Annotated in this window: 23 protein-coding genes; 6 read left to right on the forward strand and 17 right to left on the reverse strand. The window is 70.4% G+C overall.

The features are described from left to right. The first annotated feature begins 95 nt into the window (after positions 1-95). Complete coding sequence (locus tag ACUDCK_RS12065; protein WP_175167409.1) at positions 96-995, forward strand: LysR family transcriptional regulator; 900 nt, start codon at positions 96-98, stop codon at positions 993-995. A 138-nt stretch (positions 996-1,133) separates the two neighbouring features. On the opposite strand, the gene ACUDCK_RS12070 is transcribed toward ACUDCK_RS12065, so the two are convergent. The 5 genes from ACUDCK_RS12070 to imuA form a co-directional block, all read right to left on the reverse strand. Further along, complete coding sequence (locus tag ACUDCK_RS12070) at positions 1,134-2,162, reverse strand: MerR family transcriptional regulator (RefSeq protein ID WP_175167408.1); 1,029 nt, start codon at positions 2,160-2,162, stop codon at positions 1,134-1,136. A gap of 311 nt (positions 2,163-2,473) precedes the next feature. Further along, positions 2,474-2,854 carry an I78 family peptidase inhibitor gene (locus tag ACUDCK_RS12075; protein WP_049073382.1) on the reverse strand — a complete coding sequence of 127 codons (381 nt, stop codon included), beginning with the start codon at positions 2,852-2,854 and terminating at the stop codon, positions 2,474-2,476. A 153-nt stretch (positions 2,855-3,007) separates the two neighbouring features. Next, complete coding sequence (locus tag ACUDCK_RS12080) at positions 3,008-6,235, reverse strand: error-prone DNA polymerase (protein ID WP_175167407.1); 3,228 nt, start codon at positions 6,233-6,235, stop codon at positions 3,008-3,010. Between the two features lie 7 nt (positions 6,236-6,242). Further along, positions 6,243-7,712 (reverse strand): Y-family DNA polymerase, encoded by a 1,470-nt coding sequence (locus ACUDCK_RS12085; protein WP_175167406.1) that lies wholly within the window; start codon positions 7,710-7,712, stop codon positions 6,243-6,245. Continuing rightward, complete coding sequence (gene imuA, locus ACUDCK_RS12090; RefSeq protein ID WP_054502749.1) at positions 7,642-8,340, reverse strand: translesion DNA synthesis-associated protein ImuA; 699 nt, start codon at positions 8,338-8,340, stop codon at positions 7,642-7,644. Before imuA ends, ACUDCK_RS12085 begins: the two co-directional genes overlap by 71 nt. A 326-nt stretch (positions 8,341-8,666) precedes the next feature. Between imuA and ACUDCK_RS12095 the strand changes: the two genes are divergently transcribed. Beyond that, positions 8,667-9,719: a methyl-accepting chemotaxis protein gene (locus ACUDCK_RS12095; RefSeq protein ID WP_175167405.1), complete on the forward strand. Its 1,053-nt coding sequence runs from the start codon at positions 8,667-8,669 to the stop codon at positions 9,717-9,719. A 64-nt stretch (positions 9,720-9,783) separates the two neighbouring features. On the opposite strand, the gene ACUDCK_RS12100 is transcribed toward ACUDCK_RS12095, so the two are convergent. Next, positions 9,784-11,325: an amino acid permease gene (locus tag ACUDCK_RS12100; protein WP_244976894.1), complete on the reverse strand. Its 1,542-nt coding sequence runs from the start codon at positions 11,323-11,325 to the stop codon at positions 9,784-9,786. Between the two features lie 161 nt (positions 11,326-11,486). On the opposite strand from ACUDCK_RS12100, the gene ypfH reads away from it, so the two are divergent. Continuing rightward, entirely contained in the window at positions 11,487-12,206 is a 720-nt protein-coding gene (ypfH, locus tag ACUDCK_RS12105; protein WP_054502746.1) for an esterase, read from the forward strand. 10 nt (positions 12,207-12,216) lie between these two features. Continuing rightward, on the forward strand, positions 12,217-13,023 hold the full coding sequence (locus ACUDCK_RS12110; protein WP_175167404.1) for an IclR family transcriptional regulator: 807 nt from the start codon (positions 12,217-12,219) through the stop codon (positions 13,021-13,023). Between the two features lie 30 nt (positions 13,024-13,053). Here the strand turns inward: ACUDCK_RS12110 and ACUDCK_RS12115 are convergent, their stop codons facing one another. The 11 genes from ACUDCK_RS12115 to queE form a co-directional block, all read right to left on the reverse strand. Then, the gene (locus tag ACUDCK_RS12115; RefSeq protein ID WP_175167403.1) at positions 13,054-13,848 is read right to left on the reverse strand and encodes an SDR family NAD(P)-dependent oxidoreductase; all 795 of its coding nucleotides are present in this window, start codon (positions 13,846-13,848) and stop codon (positions 13,054-13,056) included. 1 nt (position 13,849) lies between these two features. Then, positions 13,850-14,827, reverse strand: coding sequence for a Bug family tripartite tricarboxylate transporter substrate binding protein (locus ACUDCK_RS12120; RefSeq protein ID WP_047990922.1), 978 nt, complete (start codon positions 14,825-14,827; stop codon positions 13,850-13,852). Positions 14,828-14,869: 42 nt separating this feature from the next. Then, positions 14,870-16,603 carry a thiamine pyrophosphate-binding protein gene (locus tag ACUDCK_RS12125; protein WP_175167402.1) on the reverse strand — a complete coding sequence of 578 codons (1,734 nt, stop codon included), beginning with the start codon at positions 16,601-16,603 and terminating at the stop codon, positions 14,870-14,872. Beyond that, positions 16,587-17,450: a hypothetical protein gene (locus ACUDCK_RS12130; RefSeq protein WP_175167401.1), complete on the reverse strand. Its 864-nt coding sequence runs from the start codon at positions 17,448-17,450 to the stop codon at positions 16,587-16,589. The genes ACUDCK_RS12125 and ACUDCK_RS12130 overlap by 17 nt, the downstream gene beginning before the upstream one ends. Positions 17,451-17,833: 383 nt before the next feature. Beyond that, positions 17,834-19,255 carry an efflux transporter outer membrane subunit gene (locus ACUDCK_RS12135; protein WP_054502741.1) on the reverse strand — a complete coding sequence of 474 codons (1,422 nt, stop codon included), beginning with the start codon at positions 19,253-19,255 and terminating at the stop codon, positions 17,834-17,836. 55 nt (positions 19,256-19,310) lie between these two features. Further along, positions 19,311-20,231: an efflux RND transporter periplasmic adaptor subunit gene (locus ACUDCK_RS12140; protein WP_175167400.1), complete on the reverse strand. Its 921-nt coding sequence runs from the start codon at positions 20,229-20,231 to the stop codon at positions 19,311-19,313. A 2-nt stretch (positions 20,232-20,233) separates the two neighbouring features. After that, the gene (locus tag ACUDCK_RS12145) at positions 20,234-20,446 is read right to left on the reverse strand and encodes a DUF1656 domain-containing protein (protein ID WP_020927916.1); all 213 of its coding nucleotides are present in this window, start codon (positions 20,444-20,446) and stop codon (positions 20,234-20,236) included. Then, complete coding sequence (locus ACUDCK_RS12150) at positions 20,443-22,494, reverse strand: FUSC family protein (protein ID WP_175167399.1); 2,052 nt, start codon at positions 22,492-22,494, stop codon at positions 20,443-20,445. Before ACUDCK_RS12150 ends, ACUDCK_RS12145 begins: the two co-directional genes overlap by 4 nt. Further along, positions 22,491-22,964 (reverse strand): MarR family winged helix-turn-helix transcriptional regulator, encoded by a 474-nt coding sequence (locus tag ACUDCK_RS12155; protein ID WP_006387237.1) that lies wholly within the window; start codon positions 22,962-22,964, stop codon positions 22,491-22,493. Before ACUDCK_RS12155 ends, ACUDCK_RS12150 begins: the two co-directional genes overlap by 4 nt. Positions 22,965-23,140: 176 nt before the next feature. Continuing rightward, entirely contained in the window at positions 23,141-23,584 is a 444-nt protein-coding gene (gene queD, locus ACUDCK_RS12160; protein ID WP_054502738.1) for a 6-carboxytetrahydropterin synthase QueD, read from the reverse strand. After that, on the reverse strand, positions 23,581-24,213 hold the full coding sequence (gene queE / locus ACUDCK_RS12165) for a 7-carboxy-7-deazaguanine synthase (protein ID WP_049073396.1): 633 nt from the start codon (positions 24,211-24,213) through the stop codon (positions 23,581-23,583). Before queE ends, queD begins: the two co-directional genes overlap by 4 nt. A 537-nt stretch (positions 24,214-24,750) precedes the next feature. Here queE and arfB point away from each other — a divergent pair. Together arfB and ACUDCK_RS12175 are read left to right on the forward strand one after the other, a co-directional pair. Beyond that, on the forward strand, positions 24,751-25,167 hold the full coding sequence (arfB, locus tag ACUDCK_RS12170; RefSeq protein ID WP_049073397.1) for an alternative ribosome rescue aminoacyl-tRNA hydrolase ArfB: 417 nt from the start codon (positions 24,751-24,753) through the stop codon (positions 25,165-25,167). Between the two features lie 99 nt (positions 25,168-25,266). Continuing rightward, entirely contained in the window at positions 25,267-25,608 is a 342-nt protein-coding gene (locus ACUDCK_RS12175) for an ArsR/SmtB family transcription factor (RefSeq protein ID WP_054502736.1), read from the forward strand. Positions 25,609-25,640 lie beyond the last annotated feature (32 nt).

Consider the following 25,640-nt stretch of genomic DNA (forward strand, 5'->3'; position numbering starts at 1 on the left):
GAGGGAATGACAGCGAGTCTAGGGCGGCGCGGGGCGTGCGACAATCCCTGGTAATTGCACAGCTTGTGCGGAATAGCGAACAATTGGGGCTTGCCGTGTCCAACCTTCAAGACATCAGCGCCTTTGTCGCGGTGGCCACGCATGGGGGCTTTCGTGGCGCGGCGCGCCAGACGGGGACCAGCGCGTCGCAGTTGAGCGAGGCGGTGCGCCGGCTGGAAGCCCGGCTGGGCCTGCGGCTGCTGAACCGCACCACGCGCAGCGTGGCGACCACGGCGGCCGGGCAGCGCCTGCTGGAGCAACTGACGCCCGCGCTGGACGCGGTCGAGTCGGCGCTGGACGTGGCCAACAATTTCCGTGACCGGCCGGCGGGCCGGCTGCGGCTGAATGTGCCGCTGGCGGCGTCCCGGCTGGTGCTGCCGCGCATCGTGCCGCCGTTTCTGGCGCAGTATCCGGAGATCCGGCTGGAGGTGATCGTTGACGATCGTTTTGTCGAGCTGCTGCAGTCGGGCTGCGACGCGGGCATCCGCTACGAGGAAAGCATGGACCAGGACATGGTGGCCGTCCCGATCGGGCCGCGGCGCCAGCGGATGGCGGCGGCGGCCGCGCCGGGGTATCTGGCCCGGCATGGACGGCCGCAACATCCGCAAGACCTGCGCCAGCACCTGTGCCTGCGCGGCCGTTTCACCAGCGGCGCGATGCCGGCGTGGGCGTTTGAACGCGACGGCCAGTCCGTCACGGTGGAGGTGGATGGTCCGCTGATCGTCAGCCTGGGGGCGGCGGTGGACCTGGCGGTCGATGCGGCGGTGGCGGGCGCCGGAGTGGTCTATCTGTTCGAGGACTGGCTGCAGCCGTACCTGGATCGGGGCGAACTGGAGCCGGTGCTGGCGGACTGGTGGCCCAGCTTCACCGGCCCCTTGCTGTATTTTCCGGGCCGGCACTATCTGCCGGCGCCGTTGCGCGCCTTCGTGGATTTCGTCCAGGCGGCGCGCTGGTAGCGCGGTCGCGGCTGCGACTGTCGCCGCGACTGTCACCGCGACGGCGACCGAGACCTCGACCTCGACCGTGACCTCGACCGCGACGACGACCTCGACCGTAACCGCGTCGGCGTCCGTGTCCGCGGACGCCGACGCCGCTTAGCGCGCCGCCGCCAATGCGCCCATGGCCTGGCGCATGAAAGCCAGCGTGGCGTCATCGGCCCAGGTGCCGGCGGTCAGTTCGGGCTCGGTCATCAGGGCGTGGCGGAATTTCGCGTGGGTCGCGGGATCGTTGCCGGCGTAGCTGCAAAACAGTTCCAGCCATTGCCGCGCGAGTTCGCGGCCGGCGGCCGAGTCGGGCGCCTGCCCGGCATCGATCGCGTCGCGCACCCGCGCCATCAGGGCCGGCCATTCGCCGGCGCGGTCGTGATAATGCGCCCGCATGAACCGGGCCTCGTCCGGCGTCAGGTGTTTTTCGTAGAGCCGCAGCTTGCTTTCGGAGAAGGCGCGCACCACGTAGTCGCGCATGGCGGGCGAGATACCGATGTGTTCCTGCATGGCCGGTTCCCGTTCGTGCATCTGGTTGAGCTTCACGAGCAGGCGCGCATCGCCGTTGGTGTCGCGCAGCAGCAGCGTCATCCAGCGCAGGGCCAGCGCCTGCGAACGCGGGTCCTCGGGCGGGGCGCCGTCGTCCATCTGCCGGCGCACGTCGGCGATGAGCGCAAGCCAGCCGGCATCGTCGTTCGGGCCTCGGCGGTACATGGGCAGACGCGCCAGTTCTTCCTGGGAGAAATATTTGTCGTACATGTTCATCAGTTCCAGAGTGGTCAGCCAATCGGCCAGTTCCGGCTCCGCTCCCATCGCCAATTGGCCTTGCAACTGCGCGAGGCGTTCGCGCAGCCGGGTGGCGTGTTGGATCTGGCTGTCGAGCATCGCGATCTGTCTGGCGATGATCTCGTCCAGCGGCGTGCCGGGCTGGTCCAGGTAGGCGCCGATCTCGGCCAGCGGCAATCCGAAGCGACGCAATGCCTGGATCTGGTGCAGCCGGGCGATGTCGTCGCGGCCGTAGAGCCGGTAGCCGTTGTCGGCGCGCGCCGAAGGCGTCAGCAGGCCGATCGCGTGATAGTGGTGCAGCGTGCGGACCGTCAGTCCGCTGCGCTTGGCCAGTTCTCCTACTTTCAGTCGCATGGGGTTCCTTCGTGAATGGCGCAGGCCGAACTTTTGGGCATGACGTTACGTAAGGGTCAAGCGTTGGCGGATCGATTTGTGGATCGATTCGTGGGCCGGGCGTGCAGGGGGCGGTCGCGCCGGCAAGCTTGCTGGCGCGCCGGCCCGGCCCAGCCTGTGGGGCTGGCCGGTCGTTCGCTTGGGGATGGTTGTCCGCGGGCGGGGCGGCCCCGGGAAGATGTCCATGGACGACCCGGGCAACCGCGCCGTCTGGAAGAAGCGAGCGCCGGGCGAGTGCCCGTTGCGCCCGTCTTGCCGTGAATGCCGGGACGTCAGCCGCAGCGGATCGCCGTCATCACGTCCTTGTCGTCGACGATCAGGTTCAGGCGGGTGTCGTTGTATTCCATGGTGACCAATTGGCCCGGGCGCAGGATGCGGGCGGTGGCGGCGCCGCTGCGGGTGCGCAGGTCTTCCAGGACGGACTGGGTGGCTTTCTGGCCGATCTGCGATTGCAGCGCGGCGGCGTCGCAGGTCTTGCGGGCGCCGGCCTGGGCGGAGGGTGATCCGTACGATGCGCCGGAGGAGCTGTCGGACGCGGCGGGCGAGCTGGCGGAACTGGAGGCGGCGGATGAGGATGAGGAACGCGGGGCTCCGGTGTTGGCGCAGGCGCTCAGCGTGGCAACCAGCAGAACGGGAATCAGCTTGCGGATCATGATCACTCCTGAAATAGAAAACGTCTCCACGGCGCGGCCGGCGCGGGGCCGGCGGGCGGCGCGGAAAATCCATCATAGACCAGCCGCCCGCGCGGCGCTTGGCCGTGGCGTCCGGTCGATTCCCGGAGCGTCGCCGGCCGCCGCGCACTGCCGTCAGTGGAAATTGCGGCTGGGCGTGCTCAGGCCGCCCAGCAGCTCGGACAGGTCCACCAGCCGCTGCGCGATCAGGTGGCGCACGCCGTCCACGCTCTGCCAAGAGCCATACACGCCCAGCAGGGTGGCGCCGAGCAGCTCGCGGCGCTGGCGTTCGATCAGTTCGGGGCGCACCACCACGTTGACCGGACCGGTTTCGTCTTCCAGCGTGACGAAGATCACGCCCTTGGAGGTCTGCGGCCGCTGGCGCACGGTGACGATGCCGCAGGCGCGGGCCACGCGCTTGTCGGGGTAGCCGTTGAGCACGCTGGCCGGCTGGAAGTTGCGCGCCGCCAGTTGCGGCCGCAGCAGCTCGACGGGGTGGCGCCGCAGGGTCAGGCCGACGCTGCGATAGTCGGCCGCCACGGTCTGGTTTTCAGTCGGCGCGGCCAGTTGCGGCATCTCGGTTTCGTGGATGGCGGCGTCGCGCAGCAGGTCGCGGCTGTGGACGCTGGCGGCGGCTTCCCAACTGGCCTGGCGGCGGTGGCCGGCCAGGGTGCGCAGGGCGTCGCCGGCGGCCAGGGCGTTCAGGTCGTGGCGCGTCAGGGCGGCGCGGCGGGCCAGGTCGCCGGTGCTGGTGAAGGGGGCCTCGGCGCGGGCGGCCTCGATGCGGCGGGCGCTGTCTTGGTGCAGGCCCTGGATCAGGCTCAGGCCGAGGCGCACGGCGGGGCGGATTTCGTCCGGCGAGGGCGCGTGAGGATGGGGCCGGCGCGGCGGCGCGTCGGCGGGCGCGGGCTCCAGCGCCGCGTCCCAGCCGCTGACGGTCACGTCCACCGGCAGCACCCGCACGCCGTGGCGGCGCGCGTCCTGCACCAGTTGCGCCGGCGCGTAAAAGCCCATGGGCTGGGAGTTGAGCAGCGCGGCCAGAAAGGCCTCGGGTTCGTGGCGCTTGAGCCAGGAACTGGCGTAGGCCAGCAGCGCGAAGCTGGCGGCGTGGCTTTCGGGAAAGCCGTATTCGCCAAAGCCCTCGATCTGGCGGAATAGCGCCTGCGCGAAGTCCAGCGTGTAGCCGTGCGCCAGCAGGCCGCCCACCAGCTTGACGCGGTATTTGTCGACGCCGCCCTTGCGCCGCCAGGCGGCCATGGAGCGCCGCAACTGGTCGGCATCGCCGGGCGAGAAACCGGCCGCGACCACCGCGATCTGCATCACCTGTTCCTGGAAGATCGGCACGCCCATGGTGCGGCTGAGCACGCCGCGCACTTTCTCGCTGGGGTAGCTTTCCTTTTCCTTGCCCTGGCGGCGGCGCAGGTACGGATGCACCATGCCGCCCTGGATCGGGCCGGGCCGCACGATGGCCACCTGCACCACCAGGTCGTAGTATTCGCGCGGCCGCAGGCGCGGCAGCATGGTCATCTGGGCGCGCGATTCGATCTGGAACACGCCGATGGTGTCGGCCTCGCAGATCATGTCGTAGGTGGGTTCGTCGCCTTCGGGAATGTCCTGCAGCCGCAGCGGCTGGCCGCGGCGCTGGCCGGCCAGTTCCAGGGTGCGGCGCAGCGCCGACAGCATGCCCAGCGCCAGCACGTCGACCTTGAGCAGCTTGAGCGCGTCCAGGTCGTCCTTGTCCCACTGCACCACGCTGCGGTCGGCCATGGCGGCGTTTTCGATCGGCACCAGCCGCGACAGCTTGCCGCGCGAGATGACGAAGCCGCCGGGGTGCTGCGACAGGTGGCGCGGAAAGCCCATCAGCGTCTGGGCCAGCGCGGCCCACTGCCGCGCCACCTGCGATTCCGGGTCCAGGCCGCAGGCGCCCAGCGTGCGCAGCATTTCCTGCTTGCTGTCCCACCACTGGTGGGCGCGCGCCACCGCGTCGATCACGCCCGGGTCCACGCCCAGCGCGCGGCCGGTGTCGCGCAGCACGCTGCGCGGGCGGTACGAGATCACCACGGCGGTCAGGGCGGCGCGCTGGCGGCCGTACTTGCGGTAGATGTACTGGATCACTTCCTCGCGCCGCTGGTGTTCGAAGTCGACGTCGATGTCGGGCGGCTCGTTGCGTTCCTTGCTGATGAAGCGCTCGAACAGGTTGTTGCCGCGGCGCGGATCGACCTCGGTGATGCCCAGGCAGTAGCACACCGCCGAGTTGGCGGCCGAGCCGCGCCCCTGGCACAGGATGCCGTGGTCGCGGGCGTACTGCACGATGTCGTAGACCGTGAGGAAGTAGGCCTCGTATTGCAGGTCGGCGATCAGCGCCAGTTCCTTTTCGATCTGCTCGCTGACGTAGTCCGGCGTCCCGCCCGGAAAGCGCCGCGCGGCGCCGGCCAGGGTTTCCTGGCGCAGGTAGGTGGCGGGGGTGTGGCCGCGCGGGATGATCTCGTCGGGATATTCGTAGCGCAGTTCGTCCAGCGAGAAGGCGCAGCGCCGCGCCACCACCAGCGTCTGCGCCAGCGCCTCGGGCGGATAGAGGTTGGCCAGCCGCATGCGGGTGCGCAGGTGCTGCTCGGCGTTGCCCGCCAGCGCGTAGCCGCATTGCGACACGCACTGGTGGGTGCGGATGCCGGTCAGGGTGTCGTGCAGCGGCTTGCGCGAGCGCACGTGCATCTGCACCTGGCCCAGCGCCACCACCGGCAGTTCGGCGGCGCGCGCGGCGCGGTCGACGGCGGCGCGGTGCAGGTCGTCGCGCGAGCGGTACAGCAGGGTCAGGCCGACCCAGGCGCGGCGCGGGAAGGTGGCGGCCAGCCAGCGCGCCTGCTGCGCCATGCGGTCGGGGTCGTCGCCGTAGACGGGCGACAGGATCGCCAGGCATTCGGGCAGGTGGCGCAGGTGTTCGTAGCCCGGCGGCGGGGCGGTGAAGTCCTCGGGCGCCAGCCGGTATTCGCCCTTGGGGGCGCGGGTGCGGGCCAGGGTGATGAGTTCGGACAGGTTGCCGTAGCCCTCGCGGGTCTGCGCCAGCAGGGTCAGGTCCAGCGGCGCGGCCTCGGGGCCGGCGCGCAGCCGGAAGGTGGCGCCGATGATGAGCGGCAGCTTCTGGGTCTTGGCCTCGACGTGGGCGCGCACCACGCCGGCCAGGCTGCATTCGTCGGTGATGGCCAGGGCGGCATAGCCCAGTTCGGCGGCGCGGGCGGTCAGTTCCTCGGGGTGCGAGGCGCCCTGCAGGAACGAGAAGTTCGACTGGCATTGCAGTTCGGCGTAGCCGGGCAGTCCGGCAGGCGGACCGGGGGCGTCGTCATGGGGATCGTCGGGCGCGTGCATGGCGGGGTCAGGCGTACAGCCCGTGCAGGTACCAGCGCGCGTGCGCGTCGTCGCGCTCGCGGTAGATCCAGTAGCGCGCGCTGGCGGCGTCCTCGGCCACGAAGTAGTCGCGCACGGTCAGGACCGGATCCCACCAGCCGCTTTCGATGCGCTCGGGGCCGCGCATCAGCCGCAGCGCCTGGCCGGCGTATTGCGGGCGGTGGCCGGCAAGCTTGAGCGGCAGCGGCGGATCGAGCAGCCAGAAGGGGCGGTCCAGGGGCTCGGGCAGCGGTTCGGGGCGTTGCGGCGGTTCCAGCGCGTCGCCCCAGGCGTTGGCGGCCTCGGGCCGGTGGTCGGGGAGGGGACAGGCGTGGCGCACCTGCTCGCGGCCCAGCCGCGCGGTCAGCAGGTCCAGCAGGCGGGCGTGGTCGGCGGCGGTGCCGCCGGGTTCGGGGAACAGCGTGGTGCTGGCGGCGGGCTGTTCGGTGGTGTCGGGCGCCAGCAGCGTCACCGCGATCACCGGCGCTTCGAGCGTCAGGCGGCCGAGCTTTTCGCGCAGCAGGTTGAGGATCTGCGGCGCCTGCCAGACGGGCTGGGCCAGCGCCAGTTCCAGCTCGGTGGGCGGGCGTGCGTGGCGGCCGCGCTCGTGGTCCAGGCGCAGCAGCACGCGCCGCACCGCCAGTTGCCGCGCCGCCAGCCAGCCGCCCAACTGTTCGGCCAGGCGCCGCGCCACGGCCAGCACCGCGTCGGTGTGTTCGAGGTATTCCATCAGCTCGATGCGGCGCTCGAAGCGCGGCGGCGGCTCGATCCAGCGATGCAGTTCGGGCGACTGGCCGTAGGCCGCGTCCAGCGCTTGCAGCAGCTCGGGCGCGCTGCGCCGTTGCAGGCCGGCGCGCGGCAGGGCGCGCAGGTCGGCCAGGGTGTGGCAGCCGATGTCGTTGAGCCAGTCCAGGCGCGGCAGGGCCTGGGGCAGCAGGGCCACGGGCAGGGCGTCGAGCCGGCGCGCCAGGGTGCGCGGGGTGAGCACCCGGCGCGGCGACCGGCGTCCGCCGCGATGCGCCAGCAGCCAGGCGCCGGCGGCGGTGGGCGCCATGCCCAGCGACACGCGCAGGTCCAGCGCGGCCAGCGTGGCGGCCACGCGCCGGTGCAGCGCGCGTGGCCCGCGGAAGAACAGCAGGCTGGCGCCGACGTTGAGCAGCACGGTGTCTGCGTCCGCCAGCGCGACCTCGGGGGTGTATTGCAGCAGCGCCAGCGCCGCGCCCTGCAGGGTGTCGGCCTCGGCCACCGGGTCGCGCGCCAGCAGTTCGACCTCGGGCGCGATGGCGGCCGCGCCGCCGCGGCGCATGCCCGCGCGCACGCCGGCCTGGCGCGCGGCGGGCGTGAGGGCGGCGACGCGTTCCTGGTCGAGGACCGCGTAGGCCTGCGCCTCAAGCGGCCAGTGCGGGCGCAGTGCGTCCAGCGGCAGGCAGCGCAGGCAGGCGGCGATCCAGAGGCGCATGGCGGGTGGGCGCCAGGACGCCGGGCTCCAGGCCCACGTACAGCGGGGCCTCGCAGACCGGTCCGCGGCGCTTGAGGATATGGACGGACAGCCCGCCCGGCGCGGGCGCGAGCGCCAGGCGCAAGGGGGCGGGGGTGGCGTGCTGCGCGGCGCTGGCCGGGCGCAGGGCGACGAACAGCAGGTCGCTGGCCTGGGCCGCCAGGTGCAGCCGGCGCAGCGATTCGGGGCGCACGTGCGGCAGCCAGCAGAGCAGGGCGCCGCAACTGCCGTTCTTCAGGATCTGCTCGGCGGCCCAGAGGGCGTCCAGCGGTTTTTCGGGGGCGACCCAGAGCAGTTGGCGCGGGTCGAGCCGCCAGCTCATCCAACTGGCGATGTGCGGCGCGTGCGGCGGCTGCACCAGGGCGATGGCGCGGCGCGTTTCGAGCTGCGCCAGGGCCGGGCGCAGCAGGCGGATTTCACCGATGCCGGGTTGCGGCGCCAGCAGCTCGATCAGCGAGCCCAGCGGCCAGCCGCCGTCCGGCAGCTCGGCCGACAGGGCGGCGTGGCCGGTGGGCAGGCTGCGGGCGGCGCCGCGCGCCAACTGGGTGGCGCGCCACAACGCGGGGTGGATCTGTTCTGGCGACGGCATGGCGGGCGGACGACCCGGTTTTCCTGGGTGAAGATTCGGTGGGTGGCGGCACGGCCGGGCGGAGAGGCGCCTGGCCGGAATCGCTTATTGCTGTATGAATATACAGTATTTTACCCGACCCGGAAGGCACCGGATGTATCTGTCGCTTGCACCGTATTGGTGCGCGCCGCAAGGCCCGCTTCGAGGCGCGATGCGCCGTCGCCATCCCCGCCACGCCCCTGGAAGGCGCCGGTCGTTAACCCGTGCAGGGCTTGGCACGCTTCCTGCTTCTGTCCCCATGTCACCGTCTCCTCACGCAACAACGTCCAACAAAAGGAGTGCTGAACATGGCCCATCAACCGGAACGCATCGTCGAACTGTCGCGCCGCGTCGAGCGCATTTCGAACGAGAAGATCGAGAGCATCGTCGACATCAACCAGCAGGCCAAGTACCTGTCGCTGAACGCGCGCATCGAGGCCGCGCGCTCGGGCGAGGCGGGACGCGGTTTCGCGGTGGTGGCCAACCAGGTGCAGTACGTGTCCGAGCAGATCACCGGCATCGCCGACGCGCTCAAGGAAGAGTTGGCCGGGTCCATCGCCGACCTGATCCGCATCGGCGAAAACACCCTGCACGAGATCCGCGGCTACGAGGGCCGCCGCCTGGGCGACCTGGCGCTGAACATGATCGAGACCATGGACCGCAACCTGTACGAGCGTTCCTGCGACGTGCGCTGGTGGGCGACGGATTCGTCGGTGGTGCGGGCCTTGCAGGAACCCGGCGCCGACAGCGCCCGCCACGCCAGCGGCCGGCTGGGCGTGATCCTGGACAGCTATACGGTCTACCTGGACCTGTGGGTGGCCGATGCGCAGGGGCGGGTGGTGGCCAACGGCCGTCCCGACCGCTATCCGCAGGCGCGCGGCGCCAACGTCAGCCAGGCCGAGTGGTTCCGGCGCGGGATGGCCACGGCCGACGGCGGCGAGTACGTGGCCATGGACATCGACAGCGAGCGCCTGCTGGAGGGCGCCCACGTCGCCACCTACGCCACCGCGATCCGGCGCGACGCCGACAAGCAGGGCGAACCGCTGGGCGTGCTGGGGGTGTTCTTCGACTGGAGCCAGCAGGCCGACAGTATCGTCAAGTCGGTGGGCCTGTCGGAAGAGGAATGGGGACGCACCCGCTGCCTGCTGGTCGACAGCCGCCAGCGCGTCATCGCCGCCTCGGATGGCGCGGTATCGCTGAAAGAGCGGTACGTGCTGCGCCACGACGAGCGGCCGCGCGGCTACTACGAAAACGCCGATCGCGGCCTGGTGGGGTTCGCGCTGACGCCGGGCTATGAAACCTATGCCGGCCTGGGCTGGTACGGCGTCATCGCGCAGCGTCCGCGCGACAGCTTCGAATAGGGGCGGCGCGGGCCGGACGGCGGCCGGGCGCGTGGCCCCGGATGCCTCCGGGCCCGCACGCGGCTCAGGTCCGCGCGGCCTGGCCGGCGGCTACCGGTTCGTCCTGCGGCACGCCCGCCGCGCGGTCGGCCTCGAAGCCGTAGAACTGCATGTCTTCGTAGCTGATCCAGCGCGACTTCTTCACCAGCCGGTGGCCGATCCAGAACGCCAGGAACAGCGGGATCGCCAGGTAGGTCGAGACCACGCCGATCCAGTCGATGCGCTCGTCCAGGAAGGCCTGGTAGTTCTGGCCCAGCGTGACCAGCAGGCACAGCACGAAGGCGAACAGCGGCCCGAACGGAAACAGTCCGGCCTTGTAGGGCAGGTTGGCGGTGTCGTAGCCGTGCTTCACGTAGCCCTGGCGGAAGCGGTAGTGGCTGACGGCGATGCTGAGCCAGACGATGAACTCGGTCATGCCGGCGAAATTCAGCAGCCAGATATAGACCGCCTTGGGGCTGTAGACCACGCTGAACATGCACAGGCAGGCCAGCGCGGTGGTGGCCAGCAGCGCGTACAGCGGCACGCCGTTGCCGGTCAGGCGCTTGAACACGGCCGGGGCCTGGCCCTCGACCGCCATGTTGAACAGCATCCGCGTGGCGGCATACATGCCCGAATTGCCGGCCGACAGCACCGAGGTCAGGATCACCGCGTTCATCACGGTGGCCGCCGACAGCAGCCCGGCGTGCTGGAACACCAGCGTGAACGGGCTGACGGCGATGTCCTCGACCTCGTTGCGCAGCAGTTGCGGGTCGGTATAGGGGATCAGCAGGCCGATGATCAGGATCGCCAGCACGTAGAACAGCAGGATGCGCCAGAACACGTGGTTGATGGCGCGCGGCACGTTGCGGCGCGGGTTCTCGGATTCGCCGGCGGCCACGCCGACCAGTTCGGTGCCCTGGAACGAATAGGCCACCACCATGGCCACCCCGACCCAGGTGGCGGCGTTGCCGACGAAGGGCGCCTCGCCCACGGTCCAGTTGCGCACGCCGACCGGCGCGTCGCTGTGGATGATGCCCACCAGCATGGCCAGGCCCAGCACGATGAAGCACAGCACCGCCACCACCTTGATGATGGCGAACCAGTACTCGGCCTCGCCGAAGCTGCGCGCCGAGAAGGCGTTCAGGCCGAAGGTCAGCGCCAGGAAGGCGACGCTCCAGATCCAGCCGGGGGTATCGGGGAACCAGTACGCCATCACCAGTTGGGCGGCCACCACGTCCACCGCCACCACCGTGGCCCAGCTGAGCCAGAAGTTCCAGCCCAGCGCGAAGCCGAAGCCGCCGTCCACGTAGCGCGAGGCATAGGTGCAGAAGGAGCCCGACACGGGCATGAAGGTGGCCAGTTCGCCCAGGCTGGTCATGATGAAATAGACCATCAGGCCGATCAGCAGGTACACCGTGAGCGCGCCGCCCGGGCCAGCCTGGGCGATGGCCGCGCCCGAGGCGATGAACAGGCCGGTGCCGATGGCGCCGCCCAGGGCGATCATGGTCAGGTGGCGCGCCTTGAGCACGCGGTGCAACTGGTTCTTGCCGGCCGGCGGGGTTCCCGAGTCTGTCGTCGGTGTTTTCATGGAATGCACAGGTTGATGCAAAGCCCCGCGCCGACCGCGCACGCCCCTGGGCGCCTTGTGGACACCGGGGGCACGAGCCGGCCCGGGGGGCGCTTTGCCTAGGATTGCGTATGACGGGCATTTTACAATGGGGCCATCCAGTGCCTGTCCGGAGCCGTAGCATGGCCACTTCTTCCCCCGCGTCCCCCCACGAAATCGAATTCCTGCCCGAGCCCGGCACCGAGGTGCGGCAGCTTTTCATCCTGCTGCACGGCGTCGGCGGCGCGCCCGACAACCTGCTGCCGCTGGCCCAGGCCGTGCGCGCCGCGTTCCCCGCGGCGGCGATCCTGATCCCCGAGGGCTTCGAGCCCTTCGATGGCGGCGGCGCCGGCCGGCAATGGTTCTCGGTGCGCGGCGTCACCGAGGAAAACCGCCCCGAACGCGTGGCCCGGGCCCTGCCGCCGCTGGAGGCCTACGTGCAGCGGGCCCAGGCCCGCTTCGGCCTGTTGCAGTCCGACACCGCGCTGGCGGGTTTCTCGCAGGGCGCCATCATGGCGCTGGAGCTGGTGCAGGCGCATGACGGCATGGCCGGCCGCGTGATCGCCTTTTCTGGCCGCTATGCGCAATTGCCCAAGGCCGCGCCGCAGTACACCACGCTGCATCTCTTGCACGGCGCGGCCGACGCCGTCATGCCGGTGGCGCACATCCAGGCGGCGCAGGCGCGGCTGGACGAGCTGCACGGCGACGCCACCATCGACGTGGCCTCGCAGGTCGGCCACGAGCTGCATCCGGCGCTGATCCAGCGCGCCATCGAGCGGCTGCAGACCTGCGTGCCGCTGCGCAGTTGGGAAGCGGCGCTGGGCCTGAACCAGTCGCCGCCCGACGGCACCACGGTGCATTGAAGGCGCGCCGGTGAGCCCCGCCAAATCCTCCGCCACCGCGCGCGACGCCGATCCGGTCGGCGGCGCGCAAAGCATCTTCCGGGTGCTGCGCATCCTCAAGTACGTGGGCGCCGCGCCCGCGCGCGGGGTCGGCCTGACCGACGTGGCGCGCGACCTGGGCCTGACGCCGCCCACCGCGCACCGCATGCTGTCGGCCCTGCTGCAAGAGGGCTTCCTGGCGCTCAATCCCAAGCTCAAGACCTACAGCCTGGGCCGCGAGTCGTACATCCTGGGCCTGGCGGCGGAAAGCCGCCACGGCATCAAGGCGATCGCCGAATCGGCGGTGCTGCGGCTGGCGCAATCGACCGGCGACACCAGCTTCCTGTCGGTGCGGTCGGGCCACGAGGCGGTCTGCGTCGACCGCAAGACGGGCGATTTTCCCATCAAGATCCTGACGCTGGAGGTCGGCCACCGCCGGCCGCTGGGCGTGGGGGCGGGCAGCCTGGCGCTGCTGGCGTTCCTGCCCAACGACGACATCGAGCGGGTGCTGGCGCGCTACGACGCCTCGGCCGCGCCCGACCTGCCGTCCACCGCGATGCTGCGCGAGGACATCGCCGCGGCCCGCAAGAATGGCTATGCGCTGAACCCGGGGCGCATCATCCCGGACATGCTGGGGGTGGGCGTGCCGGTGTATGACCGCGAGCAGCACGTGGTGGCCGCGCTCAGCGTGGCCGCGATCCGCTCGCGGCTGTCGGGGGCGCGGCTGCAGGAAGTGGTGGCGGCGCTGCAACGCGCCGCCACGGAACTGGGCGCCGAACTGGCGCCGCGCCCGGCCTGAAGCGCGGCACAGGCCGGCCCGCGCCGCCGGCTATCGCCCCGCGCAGGACTTGCCGCCGTCCACCGGCAGGCACACGCCGGTGATGTACTTCGCTTCATCGCTGGCCAGGAACAGCGCCGCGTGCGCCACGTCCCAGGCGTCGCCCATGCGGCCCATCGGGCTGGCGGCGTGGCGGCGCCGGCGCATTTCCTCCACGTCCTCGAACTGGCCCGCGATCTGGGTGTAGATCAGCGGCGTGTCCATCACGCCCGGCAGCACCGCGTTGACGCGGATGTTGTCGGGCGCATAGCGCACCGCCAGGGCGCGGGTCAGATGGTTCAAGCCGGCCTTGGCGGCGTAGTACGAGGTGTACGGGTAGGTGTTGACCTGGATCGAGGCCAGCGACGAGATGTTGACGATGCTGCCGCCGCCCTGGGCCAGCATCACCGGCAGCACGTGCTTGCAGGTCAGGAACACGCCGGTCAGGTTGGTGTCCATGACGCGGTGCCAGCTCTCCTCGCTGGCTTCGATCGGGTCGCCCATCTCGGTGATGCCGACGTTGTTGTGCAGCACGTCGATGCTGCCAGCCTCGGCCAGCATGGCCCGCACCGCCGCCAGGATCTGCGCGCTGTCGGTCACGTCGGCCGCCAGCGCGGTGCAGCGGCCGCCTTCCTCGGCGATGATGCGGCGGGTTTCCTCGGCCGAATCGGCGCGCAGGTCGACCGCGAACACGTGGGCGCCTTCGCGGGCGTAGAGCGCGGCGGCGGCGCGGCCGTTGCTCCAGCCCGGGCCGGAAGAACCCGCGCCGAACACCAGCGCGGTCTTGCCTTGCATGCGCTGGCCCATGTCAGTCCACCGAGATGTGCGCGAACTCGGCCACCTTCTTCCACTTGGCCACGTCTTCCTTGATCATCGCGGCGAAGGCCTCCGGCTTGTCCGCCACCACGTAGGCGCCCACGCCGGCGTACTTGGCCTGCACCTCGGGGTCGGCCAGCGCGCGGCGCGAGGCCTCGCCCAGCTTGGCCAGGATCGGCGCGGGCAGCCCGGCCGGGGCCAGCAGGCCGTTCCACATTTCGGCGTCATACGTCGGCAGACCGACCTCGGCGAAGGTGGGCACGTCGGGCAGTTGCGGCAGGCGCTTGCGCGCGGCCACCACGATGGCGCGCAGGCTGCCGGACTGGATGTGCGCCATCGACGAGGCCGCCGTGTCCCACAGGATCGGCACCTGGCCGGCGATGACGTCGTTGAGCGCCGGGCCGGTGCCGCGATACGGCACGTGCATCATGTCCAGCCCCGACAGCGACTTGTAGTATTCCATCGCCATGTGGGTGGCGCCGCCGTTGCCCGACGAGGCATACGAATACTTGCCCGGCGCGCCCTTGATCAGCGCCACGAACGAGGCGTAGTCCTTGGCCGGGAAGTCCTTGTTGACCACGATCACGCCCGGCACGCGGATGATCTGCGTGACCGGGGTGAAGTCCTTGACCGCGTCGTACGGCAGGTTCTTGTAGACCGCCGAGTTGGTGCCGTTGGTGCTGGAGGTGCCCAGCAGTAGCGTGTAGCCGTCGGCCGGCGCGCTGGCCACCGCGCGCGAGCCGACCGTGCCGCCGGCGCCGCCGCGGTTTTCCACCACCACGGGCTGGCCGATCTGCTTGCCCAGCGCCTCGGCGAAGATGCGGCCGACCACGTCCGAGGTGCCGCCGGGCGGGAAGGGCACGATCAGGCGGATCGGACGGTCGGGATAGTTGCTCTGGGCGCCGGCGGACGGCGCTAGCACGGTGGCCAGGGCGGCGGCCGCCACGGTCAGCCAGGTACGGATCTTCATGGGTTGTCTCCTCGCTTGGGATGTCTGTGTTGTTATTCAGGCTCAGGCGATGCGGTCGCCCGGCTTGATCTTGGCGGCGCGGCTGTCCACGCCGGGCAGCATGTGCGCGGGGTCGCGCGTCACCACCACGTCCAGCACGGTGGGGCGGTCCTTGCAGGCGTAGGCGGCGGCCAGCGCGGCGGGAATCTCGGCCGGGTCCTCCACCCGGATGCCGTTGCAGCCCAGCGCCCGCGCCACGTTGGCGTAGTTGGTCTCGGCCAGGTCGGACGACTGGTAGCTGCCGCTGCCGTACATCAGGTGTTGCAAGGCCTTGATATAGCCCGAGGCGGCATTGTTGACCACCACCAGGGTGAAGGCCAGGCCCATGCGCACGGCGGTTTCCAGCTCGCCCAGCGACATGTTGCAGCCGCCGTCGCCGGTCAGGCTCACCACCTGCCGTCCGGGCGCGGCGGCGGCCGCGCCGATGGCGCCGGGGATGCCGTAGCCGATCGACGCGAAGCCCCGGTCCGGCACGAAGCCGCGCCCGGCGCGCTTGGTGTCGAACAGCAGGCCGCCCCAGTGCGCGGCGAAGCCGCCGTCGGCCACCAGCACGCCGTCTTCGGGCAGGCTGGCGTTGATCTCGTGCATCAGGCGCGCCATGCCGATGGGCCGGTCGGCCGAGGTCAGCTTGGCGCGCACCGATTCGCGCCAGGTGTGCATCGCCTGGCCGACTTCGGCGGCGTAGCCTTCCCGGCGGGCGCCGCCGTTGTCGGGCTGGGCGGCCAGGGCCTGGTCCAGTTCAGCCAGCGTGGCGCGGGCGTCGCCCCACAGCCGCAGCGCCGGCGTGGTGGTGCGGTCGAATTCCTCGGCCACGATGTCCAGGTGGATGATGGGCGCGCCGGTGGCCAGCAGGTCATAGCGGCGCGTGGCCACTTCGCCCAGCTTGCAGCCCACCACGAACAGGCAGTCGGCCTTGGCGATCAGGTCGTTGGCGATGCGGCTGTAGCGGCCGAACAGGCCCGCGTTCAGCGGATCGTCGCAGGCGATGGCGCCCTTGCCGCTCATGGTGTGGGCGACCGGAATGTTGTAGCGCCGCGCGAAATCCTGCACCGCCTCGGCGGCCTCGCTGATGTGCACGCCGCCGCCGCACAGCATCAGCGGGCGGTCGGCGCCGGCCAGCATGGCGGCGGCCTGCGCCAGGGCGTCGGCATCCGGGCGGCAGCGCAGCGCGGGCGCGCGGCGGTAGGTCTCGCTGGCGTGGAAGGCGGCGGCGTCGAAGGCGTGGACTTCATGCGCGATGTCCTCGGGCACGTCCAGCACCACCGGGCCGGGCCGGCCGCTGGTGGCGACCGCGAAGGCGCGCCGCACCAGTTCGGGAATGCGCTCGATCTTCTCGACCCGCAGCACGTCCTTGACCACCGGGCGCAGCACTTCCAGTTGGCGCGCCTCCTGCGTCATGTTCTTCCACGAATGCATGCGGTGCGAGTCGCCCACCAGCGCCACCATGGCGGTGCCGGCGTTGTAGGCCTCGGCCAGACCGGTGACCAGGTTGGTGGCGCCGGGGCCGAGCGTGGCGTCGCACACGGCGGGACGGCCGCTGACCTTGGTGTAGGCGTCGGCGGCGAACACCGCGCAGCGTTCGTCGTTGATCAGGTTGTGGTTCAGCTTCAGGCGCCGCACGGCGTCGTAGAACGGCAGTAGCTGGAAGCCGCCCATGCCGAACATCAGGCCGACGTCATGCGCGGCGAACATGCGGGCGATGGCTTCGCCGCCGGTGATTTCAAGGGTTTCCGACATGCGGGGAATGCTCCAGGTGGGTTGCGCGCCCGGCCAGCAGGGCGTCAATAAAGGATTTCAGGGGGGCGCCGATGCGGCAGCCGAGTTCGCGGGCGCGGGCGTTGGCGCACGAGACCACGCCGTCCTCGTAGCAGGAGCGCGCGTCGCCGATGCGGGCGCTGTGGGCCGACACGGTCAGCGCGGCGATGCCGCGCTGCTGCAACAGGGGCAGGCGGCCGATGCCGGCGCTGTCCTTGCCGATGCCGGCGTCGTTGAAAGTCACCAGCCAGGGGCGAGGGCGCACGCCGTCGGTGGCCAGGCCCGCCAGCCGTTCGCCGTGCGAGGCGGTGACGGCGATCAGGCCGTCGTCGGCCGGCTCCAGCAGCGAGACCGAGTCGGCGCCGATCACGCGCGGCGTGCCGTCGGCAGCCGTGGCCAGGACGGCGCGGGCCTCGTGGCGCGGCGCCGGCCAGGTCGGCGCCATGTCGGCATCGGCCAGCCGCCGCGCGGCCTGCGCCACGGCCATGCCGGGCCGGCAGCCGAGCGCATGGGCCAGGCCGTTGACGTGGCTGATGATGCCGTGGCGCGCCATGTCGGCGCCGTCGCCGATACGGCAGCTACGGTAGTCGGCGGTGGCGGCGGCCACGCCCCACTGCTGCAGTTCGTCCAGCCCGGCGATGCCGGCCTGTTGCCAGCCGACGCCGGCGTCGTTCAGCACCACCGCGCGAACCCGGCCGCGGGCGGCGCAATAGGCGGCGTAGCTGCCGCCATGGGAGCCGGCGATCACCACGCGCCCGGCGTCTTCGGCGCGCAGCTTGGTGATGCTGTCCATGACGCGGGCGGGTTCGGCGTTGTTTTGTTCTTCCATATTATGGATGTTTGTTTTGATTCCTGGTGGCGCCACGGGAGGCCGCCAGGAAATCGATCTGTCTCTGCTTGAATTGGAATAATGATGTGAGACCGATTCTAAGAGGCTATGGGCGGCGCCAACAATCCTGTCTCCATATTGTGGAAGCTATTTGAAAATGAGGGGCGCCATCCATCGGGGAGGCAGGCGCGCCGACGCGGGGCAAAGGCGCGTGGTACGGCCGCGCATCGCGGGCGCGCGCGATCCATGCGAAGGAGGGGGGGGAAGGGCGCGAAGCCCTGGAGAAGCGGGCGCGTCGGCCCGTTCGGGGAGGTCGGCGCCACGCGCCGGAGGGAAACAACAGGCGGGCGGCGACCTGGCCGCCCGGGTATCGCCTGCCGCGCCTACTTTTCCCAGCCGCCGCCCAGCGCCAGGAACACGGCGATCTGGTCGTTGCTGAGTTCGGCCTGGCCGGCGGCCAGCGCGCTTTCATTGCTGGCCAGCGTGCGTTCGGCGTCGAGCACCGTCAGGTAGTCGGTCTTGCCGTACTGGAACAACTGGCGTGCCTGTGACGCGGCCTGCGCCGCCTGGTCGCGCGCCGCTTGCAGCGCCGCCTGACGATCGAGCTGGCGCGCGTACACCACCAGCGCGCTCTCGGTTTCGCGCAGCGCATTCAGCACCGAGGCGTCAAAGCGCGCCACGGCGGCCTTGGTGTTGGCCTCGGCCTCGGCGATGCGCGCCTGCACCGCGCCGGTGTTGGGCAGGGTCCAGGAGATCAGCGGACCGACGCTCCAACTGAAGGTGCCGCGATCGCCGAACATGGCGGCCGGGCCGCCCGAGGCGCCGGACAGGCCCAGCGTGATCTTCGGGTACAGGTCGGCGGTGGCCACGCCGATGCGCGCGGTGGCGGCGGCCAGCGCGCGTTCGGCCTGGCGGATGTCGGGACGGCGGCGCAGCAGCGCGGCGCCATCGCCCACCGGGATCGTCTGGCTCAATTGCGGCGCGGCGGCGCATTGCAGCAGCGTGGTCGGAATCTCGGCCGGGGTCTGCCCGGTCAGCGCCGCCAGCCGGTACAGCGCGGTGCGTTGCTGCGCCTGGAACGGCGGCAGGCTGGCGCGCAGTTGTTCCAACTGGCTGCGGGCCCGGGTGACGTCCAGCGCGGTGCCGCGGCCGGCGCGTTGCAGGCGGCTGACGGCGTCCAGCGATTCCTGCTGCACTTTCACCGAATGCTCGGCCGAGGCCAGTTGCATGCCGGCCGAACACAGGTTGGCGTAGGCGCGGGCGGTTTCGGCCGCCACCGTGACGCGGGTGGCGTCGTAGGCGGCCTGCGCCGCCTGCGCGTCGGCGCCGGCCGCTTCCACGGCGCGCCGGATCTGGCCGAACAGGTCCACCTGGTACGACATGCTGGCGCCGGCCGAGTACGACCAGCGGTTGGGCGGATCGATGCCGGGCGCCAGTTCCTGGATGCCGGAGACGTGGCCGAAGGTGGGCGAGGCGTTCACGCCCAGGCTGGGCTGCTGCTGCGCCTCGGTCTCGCGCACGGCGGCCTGGGCGCGTTCGAGGTTGGCGCTGGCCACGCGCAGGTCGGTGTTGGCCGCGAGGGCTTTCTCCACCAGGCCGTCCAGCACCGGATCGTTGTACAGCCGCCACCAGTGGCCGGGCACCTGGTCGCGCTGGAACACGCCCTCCCGCGCCTCGGCGAATGGCGCCTGCGCGCCTGGCCGGGCGGCGGCCGCGTCGGCGGGCACCTGGTAGTCAGGGCCCACGGCGGCGCAGCCGGCCAGCGCGGCGGACAGCATCAGCGGCAGGAGGAATCTGGTGTTCATGGCGGTTACGGCTTGGCGTTGTCTAAGTGGTTGACGAGTGGGTGAAAGCGCGTGCTCAAGAGGGTTGGCGCGTGTCGGTCCGCGTCTGCGCGGGCGCGGCGGCGGCGCCGACCGCCACGGTGGCGGTCTGGCCGGCCACCAGGCGCACGCCGGCGGGGACTTCGTCGATCTTCACGCGCACCGGGATGCGTTGCGCCAGGCGCACCCAGTTGAAGGTCGGGTTGACGTTGGGCAGCAGGTTGGCGCCGGTGCTGCGGTCGCGGTCGGCAATGCCCAGCGCGATGCTCTCGACGTGGCCGCGGATCTGGCGGTTGTCGCCCATCAGCGTGACGGTGACGGGGTCGCCTTCGTGGATGCCGGGCAGCTTGGTTTCCTCGAAATAGCCTTCGACGTAGAACGAGCTGGCGTCGACCAGCGCCATCACGCCGCGCCCGGCGCTGGCGTACGAGCCGGCGCGCAGGTCGAGGTTGGTGACGCGGCCATCGGTCACGGCCAGCACGCGGCTGCGTTCCAGGTTCAGGCGGGCGGTGTTCAGTTGCACCTCGGCCTGGGCCAGCGCGGCCTCGGTCTGCTGCAGCTTGGTCTGGCTCTGTTCCAGCGCCTCGGCGGCCACCAACTGGCCCAGAGAGCGGTTGCGCTTGGCGTCGCGCAGCGCCTGTTCGCGCGCCACCTGTTGCGAGCGCACGGACGCTTGGGCCTGGTCGTAGGCCAGTTGGAAGCGCGCGCGGTCGATCTCGAACAGCACGTCGCCGGCCTTGACGTCCTGGTTGTCGTGCACCGGCACGGCGGTCACCAGGCCGGACACGTCCGGCGCCACCTGCACCACGTAGGCCTTGACGCGGCCATCGCGGGTCCAGGGCTCGACTTCATAGTGCACCCACAGTTGCCAGCCGGCGTAGACGGCGGCCGCGACCACGGCGGCGGTCACCGCGAATTTGCCGATGGCGGCGGGGCGCAGGGCATTGGGGAGTTTCATACCTATCTCTGCAGAAAATAAGGGGAAATCAGGGAGACGCCATACAGCAGCACGATGAACAGCGCCAGGTCGAAGAGCGCCGGGTGCCACACCAGGCGATACAGCCCGGCGCGCGCCAGCACGCGGCGCACGGCCCAGGCCACGCCCAGGGTGACCACGCCCAGCACCAGCAGCCAGGGAAAGTAGATGCCATAGAGGTTGAATTCGCCGATCATGGTGTTTCCAGCGTGGGATGGGCGGGTTGGTAATCGGCCGCGTCGGGGAAGAAAGCGCGGCGCAGGCCCACCAGGGCCACCACGGCGCGGTCGCGCGCGGCGACGGTGCCGGGCGTGGCGCTGACGCTGGCCAGGGCCCGGTCGATCTGCGCCAGCATTTCCGGCGCCTTGTCGCCGCCGCGCCAGGCCGAGCGTTGGCGGAAGAAGCGCGCCAGGCTGTCGAGCACCGGCGCGATGGTGGCGTCGGCCATGGGCAGGTGGCGGCGGGCGCGTTGCAGTTCTGTGATGTCGCGGCCCACGCGCAGGTCCTTGAGCGCGTCGGCGGCGACCAGATCGTCGGGGCGCTTGGCCATGGCCAGGCGCGGCTGCAGCAGGCCGATGCGGTCGAGCATGCGGGCGGCATAAGTGTGGCGGGCCGGGGCGCGCGGCGAGCTGGCCAGCGTGGCCAGTTCGTTCCAGTTGGCGGCCTGGATGCGGCGCGCGCTCCAGTCGGCGCTGACGGTGCGGAAGATGGCGGCGATGATGGCGGCGGTGGCCACGCCCATGCACTGCGCCACCTGCGTGTCGATGAACGACACCAGGTCAGCGGTGTGGGTGTCCTGCAGCGCCATGGTGCCCAGGAAGCCGAACAGCACCGCCATGGCCTTGCCGGTGGAGGCCGGCCGCGCGATGAAGATGCCCAGCACGAAGGCGGTGGGCAGCATCGCCAGCGCCAGCATCTCGAACGAATGGATGGCCGGCATGATGCCCAGCAGGTACAGCGCCGATAGCGGGATCGAATACACCGTGTAGGTCAGGAACTGCATGATGCCCGGCACCGGGTTGTCCTGCGAGGCGAAGAAGCAACTGAAGATGGCGGCCATCAGGGCGGCGGTGGCGCCGTTGCTCCAGGCCGTGCCGATCCAGAACAGGCAGACGACCGAGATGGCGACGCCGGCGGCGGCCGCCGACAGCAGCGCCATGCCGCGGTCGCGGTGCAGCGTGCGGCTGGGCGCGGTGCGGGCGGGGGCGCGCGTGCCGCGCAGCGGCGCCCCGGCCAGGCCGGCGCGGATCTCGCGGCGCAGCGCCAGGCATTCGTCGTAGGTGTCGATCAGCTCGCGCAGCCGCGTCATCAGGCTGGCCAGCAGCGCGTCGCGCCAGCCGGAGCGGCTGTCGATGGCGGGCGTCAGGCGCGAGACGGCGGCGCGCAACTGCACGGCGGTTTCGTGGGTGGCCTTGGCGCCGGCGTTGATCCATTCGGAGATGGCGGCCAGCACTTGCGAGACCGGCTCCGGCAGCGTCTGGCCGTTGGCCTGCAGGGCGCGCATGCGGTCTTCGACCGCGGACACGGCGGGCGTGAGCGCGGCGATCTGGTCCTGCATGGCGCGCACCGCGCCGGCGGTCCACCGCAGGTTGCCGGTGTCGAACGGCACGTGGGTCGACAGCAGGCGCAACTGGGTGATGTCGTTGGCCAGCTCGCGGCGGTCGCGGTCTTTCTGTTCGGCGGTCTTGCCGCTCAGGGTGTCGTGGATCCAGAGCTTGGCGTCGCGCACCGCCTTGTCCAACTGCAAGGTCAGGGCGGGCGCCAGGCCGCGCGGCAGCACGATGCTGTGGACCAGCGTGGCGCAGACGATGCCCAGGCTGATTTCCTCGACCCGAGCCAGCGCGGTGTCGAACACCTGCGACGGGTCGGTGACGCTGGGAAAGCCGATCATGGCGGCGGTGTAGCCGGCCAGCATGAAGAGATACGAGCGCGGCGTGCGGTCCAGCACCGACAGGTACAGGCAGAAGCCGACCCAGGCCACCATGGCGGCGGTCATGACGACGGGCGAATTGGACAGGCGCGGCACCATGTAGACGGTCATGGCCGAGCCGCAGAAGGTGCCGACGAGGCGGTACAGCGCCTTCGAGCGCACCGCGCCGGACCAGGGCTGGGCCACGATGTAGGCGGTGGTCATGGCCCAGAACGGGCGTGGCAGGCCGATGCTGTACGAAAGATAGAGCGCCATGATGGCGCTCAGGTAGCTCTTGAGGGAGAAGATCGTCTCGCGGACGTTGGGCAGTTTCATGGCCGCGGGTCCTCCTGGGCCCCGGCGGCGCTGCGGCCCAGCGCGGCCTTGAGTGCGTCGAACACGCGCAGGCAGGCCTGCAGGTCGGCTTCGCTGACGCCGTCGAACAGGCGCCGGCGCAGTTCCACCAGCACGTCCTCGACCTGCTTGCGCAGGGCGTGGCCGGCGTCGGTCAGGTGCAGGGTCTTGGCGCGGCGGTCATGCGGGTCTTCGCGCCGTTCCATCAGGCCGGCGGCGACCAGTTGGTCGAGCACGCGCACCAGCGACGGACCCTCGACCCCCAGCGCCTCGGCCAGCGCGCCCTGGCGCACGCCGTCGCCCAGCCGGCCGGCCAGGATCACGGGCCAGGCGGTGGCTTGCGACAGGCCGTAGTCGGCCAGGGCCTTGTCGGCGGCGCCGCGGTAGGCGCGCGACAGCACCATCAGGTTGGCAGTGGTGGCCATGAGTTGGGAGTCGGTGGGGGTGTCCATGGAAATCGATTGTATCCTATCTATTAGCTTACTATTAATTGAAAATGGCGAAGATCTCCATTGATTTTTTCAATCGGGAAAATCAGGGGTGGGTTTTCCGTGGATGGAAAGGCGGGGCGGCAAGGCCATGCTGTCGCATCGCCTTGCGGGGCGGCCACGCTGGCCGCCCTGGACGATCAACCGTTGCAGTCGGCCCAGCAGTTGGGCGTTTCGTACAGGCGCACGCGGGTCAGGCGCAGGTCGGCGCCGTAGTGGCCGTGATAGTGCGGCGCGAGGATCTCGAAGATGACGGCGGCCAGGTTCTCGGCGGTGGGGATGCGGTCCAGCACCACGGTCTTGTGGTCGGGCATCGAGTCGAGGAAGCCGCGCACGGCGGTGTCGCCTTCGTACACCAGGAAGGCGTGGTCCCAGACGTCGACGATATGCGTCTTGGCGATGCGCTTGATGTCGGCGAAGTCCATCAGCATGCCGTTGTCGGATTCGCCGGGGGCCTGGACGATGTCGCCGGTCAGCGTGATTTCGAGCACGTAGCGATGGCCGTGCAGGTTGCGGCACTGGCTGCGGTGGTCGGGAATGCGGTGGCCGGCGTCGAATTCAAGCCTGCGGGTCACGGAAATCATGGAATGCCTATGTATTTATGGGTCTGCAGGCTCAGGCGCCATTGCGGGTGCTGCATGCAGTACTGGACGGCCTGTTCGGTGTTGGCCAGGCGGGCGGGGCCGTCCATGGGTTGCAGGAAGAAGTGGTCGAAGTCCAGGTGCTCGAAGCGCGGGGGCAGGGCGTTGGCCTGGGGGTAGACCAGCTTGAGTTCGTTGCCGCGTTCGATGACGACGGGGGCGGTGCCCTTGGGGCTGACGCAGATCCAGTCGATGCCGGGGGGCGGCTGGACGGTGCCGTTGGTTTCGATGGCGACGGTGAAGCCGCGGGCGTGGACGACGGCCAGCAAGGCTTCGTCCAGTTGCAGCAGGGGCTCGCCGCCGGTGAAGACGATGTAGCGGTTGGCGGTGTCGGGGCCCCAGGCGGCTTCGATGGCGTCGGCGAGCAGCTCGGGGGTGGCGAATTTGCCGCCGCCGTCGCCGTCGGTGCCGATGAAGTCGGTGTCGCAGAAGGTGCAGGCGGCGCTGGCGCGGTCGCTTTCGCGGCCGCTCCAGAGATTACAGCCCGCGAACCGGCAGAAGACCGCCGCGCGGCCTGCGTGGGCGCCTTCGCCTTGCAGGGTTTTGAAGATTTCTTTGGCGGTGTAGGTCATGGGGGAGTGGCGCTGGGTGGCGCGCCAGGGAGGGGCAAAAGGGCGTCATTTTAGTCGGTCTTGGTTGCGGGGGGCTGGGATGTCCTTGATGTCGTGGGCTTTTTCTCGTTTGTTGAGGTGGTTGCGTGACGTTGGCGGGGGCTTCGTAGGTCGCCCTGGGCGCGGGCGGGTCGGGAGGCGGGCGCCCACGATTGCGGTCCGGAGCGTTCGCTCCGGACTGCCCCTGCGTCATCCTCGTTGCCGCCTGACGGCGGCTGCCTACGGATTCCCTCGGGCGCATCGAGGTTGCCCGCCTCCCGACCCGCCCGCGCCCAGGGCTGCGAGCGTCTTGGGTGGTGGTGCTGCAAGGCCTCAGGGTTCTGGAAAGTCTTGCTGGGCCCGCCTGGAGTGGCCGCCCGGGCGGCCGCTCCAGGCATACGCGGTGTGGGATGTTGGGCGGGGTTCGCTGGCGCGCAGGCGTGGCGGATGCGCGAGGGGGGCGGATCTGGGGGGAGCGGAGGGTTTATCGCCTGGCGAAGGCTTATATACTCTCGCGCTATGTTTCATGTTCAAGATTCTCTCTATATCGACGAGCGCGAGATTGAGTTCTCGATGATCCGGGCGCAGGGCGCGGGCGGGCAGAACGTCAACAAGGTGTCGAGCGCGGTGCATCTGCGGTTCGATGTGCGGGCGTCGTCGTTGCCGGCGGATATCAAGGATGCGTTGTGCGCGATGAGCGACCATCGCATTTCGAAGGAGGGGGTGATCGTCATCAAGTCGCAGTCGTTCCGCAGCCAGGACAAGAACCGGGCGGAGGCGATCGAGCGGCTGGTGAATATGGTGCGGGCGGCGGCGAAGGTGGAGAAGCCGCGGCGGGCGACGAAGCCGACGCGGGCGTCGCAGCGGCGGCGGGTGCAGCGCAAGGTGCTGCATGGCGAGGTGAAGCGGTTGCGGGGGCGGGTGCAGGGGGAGTGATGGTCCCTCGGATTCCGAAGAAGGCCCCTCGGTCGGCAGGGGTATAACGATATATCGGGATGTCTCGATATAAGATTCGATAAATTGCGATATTTCAATATGACGACCACTGCTGCCCCCGCCGCCGAGGCCACCACGGAGATCGATGTCGACGCCATTCTCAAGGCGTTGGCCAATCCCGTGCGCCGCGAGATTCTGGGGTGGTTGAAGACGCCGCAGGCGCACTTCGAGGAGCGTCCGGGGCATACCTTCGAACACGGGGTATGCGCGGGCCATATCGATGGGCGCTGCGGGCTGTCGCAGTCCACCGTGTCTTCGCACCTTGCGGTGCTGCAGCGCGCGGGGCTGATTTCGGCCACCAAGGTGGGGCAGTGGGTGTTCTTCCGTCGCAATGAACCCGTGATTGCCGCGTTCCTGCGGCAATTGAATCAAGACATGTAGCCTGCCGCCGCTACCCACGCCCGCCCGCCGGG

This window comes from Achromobacter sp. CF-sbj1-Ac2-l (assembly GCF_052698165.1).

Coding starts and splice junctions, on each gene's coding strand:
- ACUDCK_RS12155 (WP_006387237.1), bottom strand. CDS start 22,964: ATGGACACCCCCACCGACTCCCAACTCATGGCCACCACTGCCAACCTG.
- ACUDCK_RS12075 (WP_049073382.1), bottom strand. CDS start 2,854: ATGATCCGCAAGCTGATTCCCGTTCTGCTGGTTGCCACGCTGAGCGCC.
- ACUDCK_RS12095 (WP_175167405.1), top strand. CDS start 8,667: ATGGCCCATCAACCGGAACGCATCGTCGAACTGTCGCGCCGCGTCGAG.
- ACUDCK_RS12145 (WP_020927916.1), bottom strand. CDS start 20,446: ATGATCGGCGAATTCAACCTCTATGGCATCTACTTTCCCTGGCTGCTG.
- ACUDCK_RS12085 (WP_175167406.1), bottom strand. CDS start 7,712: ATGCGCCTCTGGATCGCCGCCTGCCTGCGCTGCCTGCCGCTGGACGCA.
- arfB (WP_049073397.1), top strand. CDS start 24,751: ATGTTTCATGTTCAAGATTCTCTCTATATCGACGAGCGCGAGATTGAG.
- queE (WP_049073396.1), bottom strand. CDS start 24,213: ATGACCTACACCGCCAAAGAAATCTTCAAAACCCTGCAAGGCGAAGGC.
- ypfH (WP_054502746.1), top strand. CDS start 11,487: ATGGCCACTTCTTCCCCCGCGTCCCCCCACGAAATCGAATTCCTGCCC.
- imuA (WP_054502749.1), bottom strand. CDS start 8,340: ATGCCGTCGCCAGAACAGATCCACCCCGCGTTGTGGCGCGCCACCCAG.
- ACUDCK_RS12140 (WP_175167400.1), bottom strand. CDS start 20,231: ATGAAACTCCCCAATGCCCTGCGCCCCGCCGCCATCGGCAAATTCGCG.
- ACUDCK_RS12175 (WP_054502736.1), top strand. CDS start 25,267: ATGACGACCACTGCTGCCCCCGCCGCCGAGGCCACCACGGAGATCGAT.
- ACUDCK_RS12120 (WP_047990922.1), bottom strand. CDS start 14,827: ATGAAGATCCGTACCTGGCTGACCGTGGCGGCCGCCGCCCTGGCCACC.
- ACUDCK_RS12100 (WP_244976894.1), bottom strand. CDS start 11,325: ATGAAAACACCGACGACAGACTCGGGAACCCCGCCGGCCGGCAAGAAC.
- ACUDCK_RS12115 (WP_175167403.1), bottom strand. CDS start 13,848: ATGGGCCAGCGCATGCAAGGCAAGACCGCGCTGGTGTTCGGCGCGGGT.
- ACUDCK_RS12070 (WP_175167408.1), bottom strand. CDS start 2,162: ATGCGACTGAAAGTAGGAGAACTGGCCAAGCGCAGCGGACTGACGGTC.
- queD (WP_054502738.1), bottom strand. CDS start 23,584: ATGATTTCCGTGACCCGCAGGCTTGAATTCGACGCCGGCCACCGCATT.
- ACUDCK_RS12135 (WP_054502741.1), bottom strand. CDS start 19,255: ATGAACACCAGATTCCTCCTGCCGCTGATGCTGTCCGCCGCGCTGGCC.
- ACUDCK_RS12130 (WP_175167401.1), bottom strand. CDS start 17,450: ATGGAAGAACAAAACAACGCCGAACCCGCCCGCGTCATGGACAGCATC.
- ACUDCK_RS12080 (WP_175167407.1), bottom strand. CDS start 6,235: ATGCACGCGCCCGACGATCCCCATGACGACGCCCCCGGTCCGCCTGCC.
- ACUDCK_RS12125 (WP_175167402.1), bottom strand. CDS start 16,603: ATGTCGGAAACCCTTGAAATCACCGGCGGCGAAGCCATCGCCCGCATG.
- ACUDCK_RS12150 (WP_175167399.1), bottom strand. CDS start 22,494: ATGAAACTGCCCAACGTCCGCGAGACGATCTTCTCCCTCAAGAGCTAC.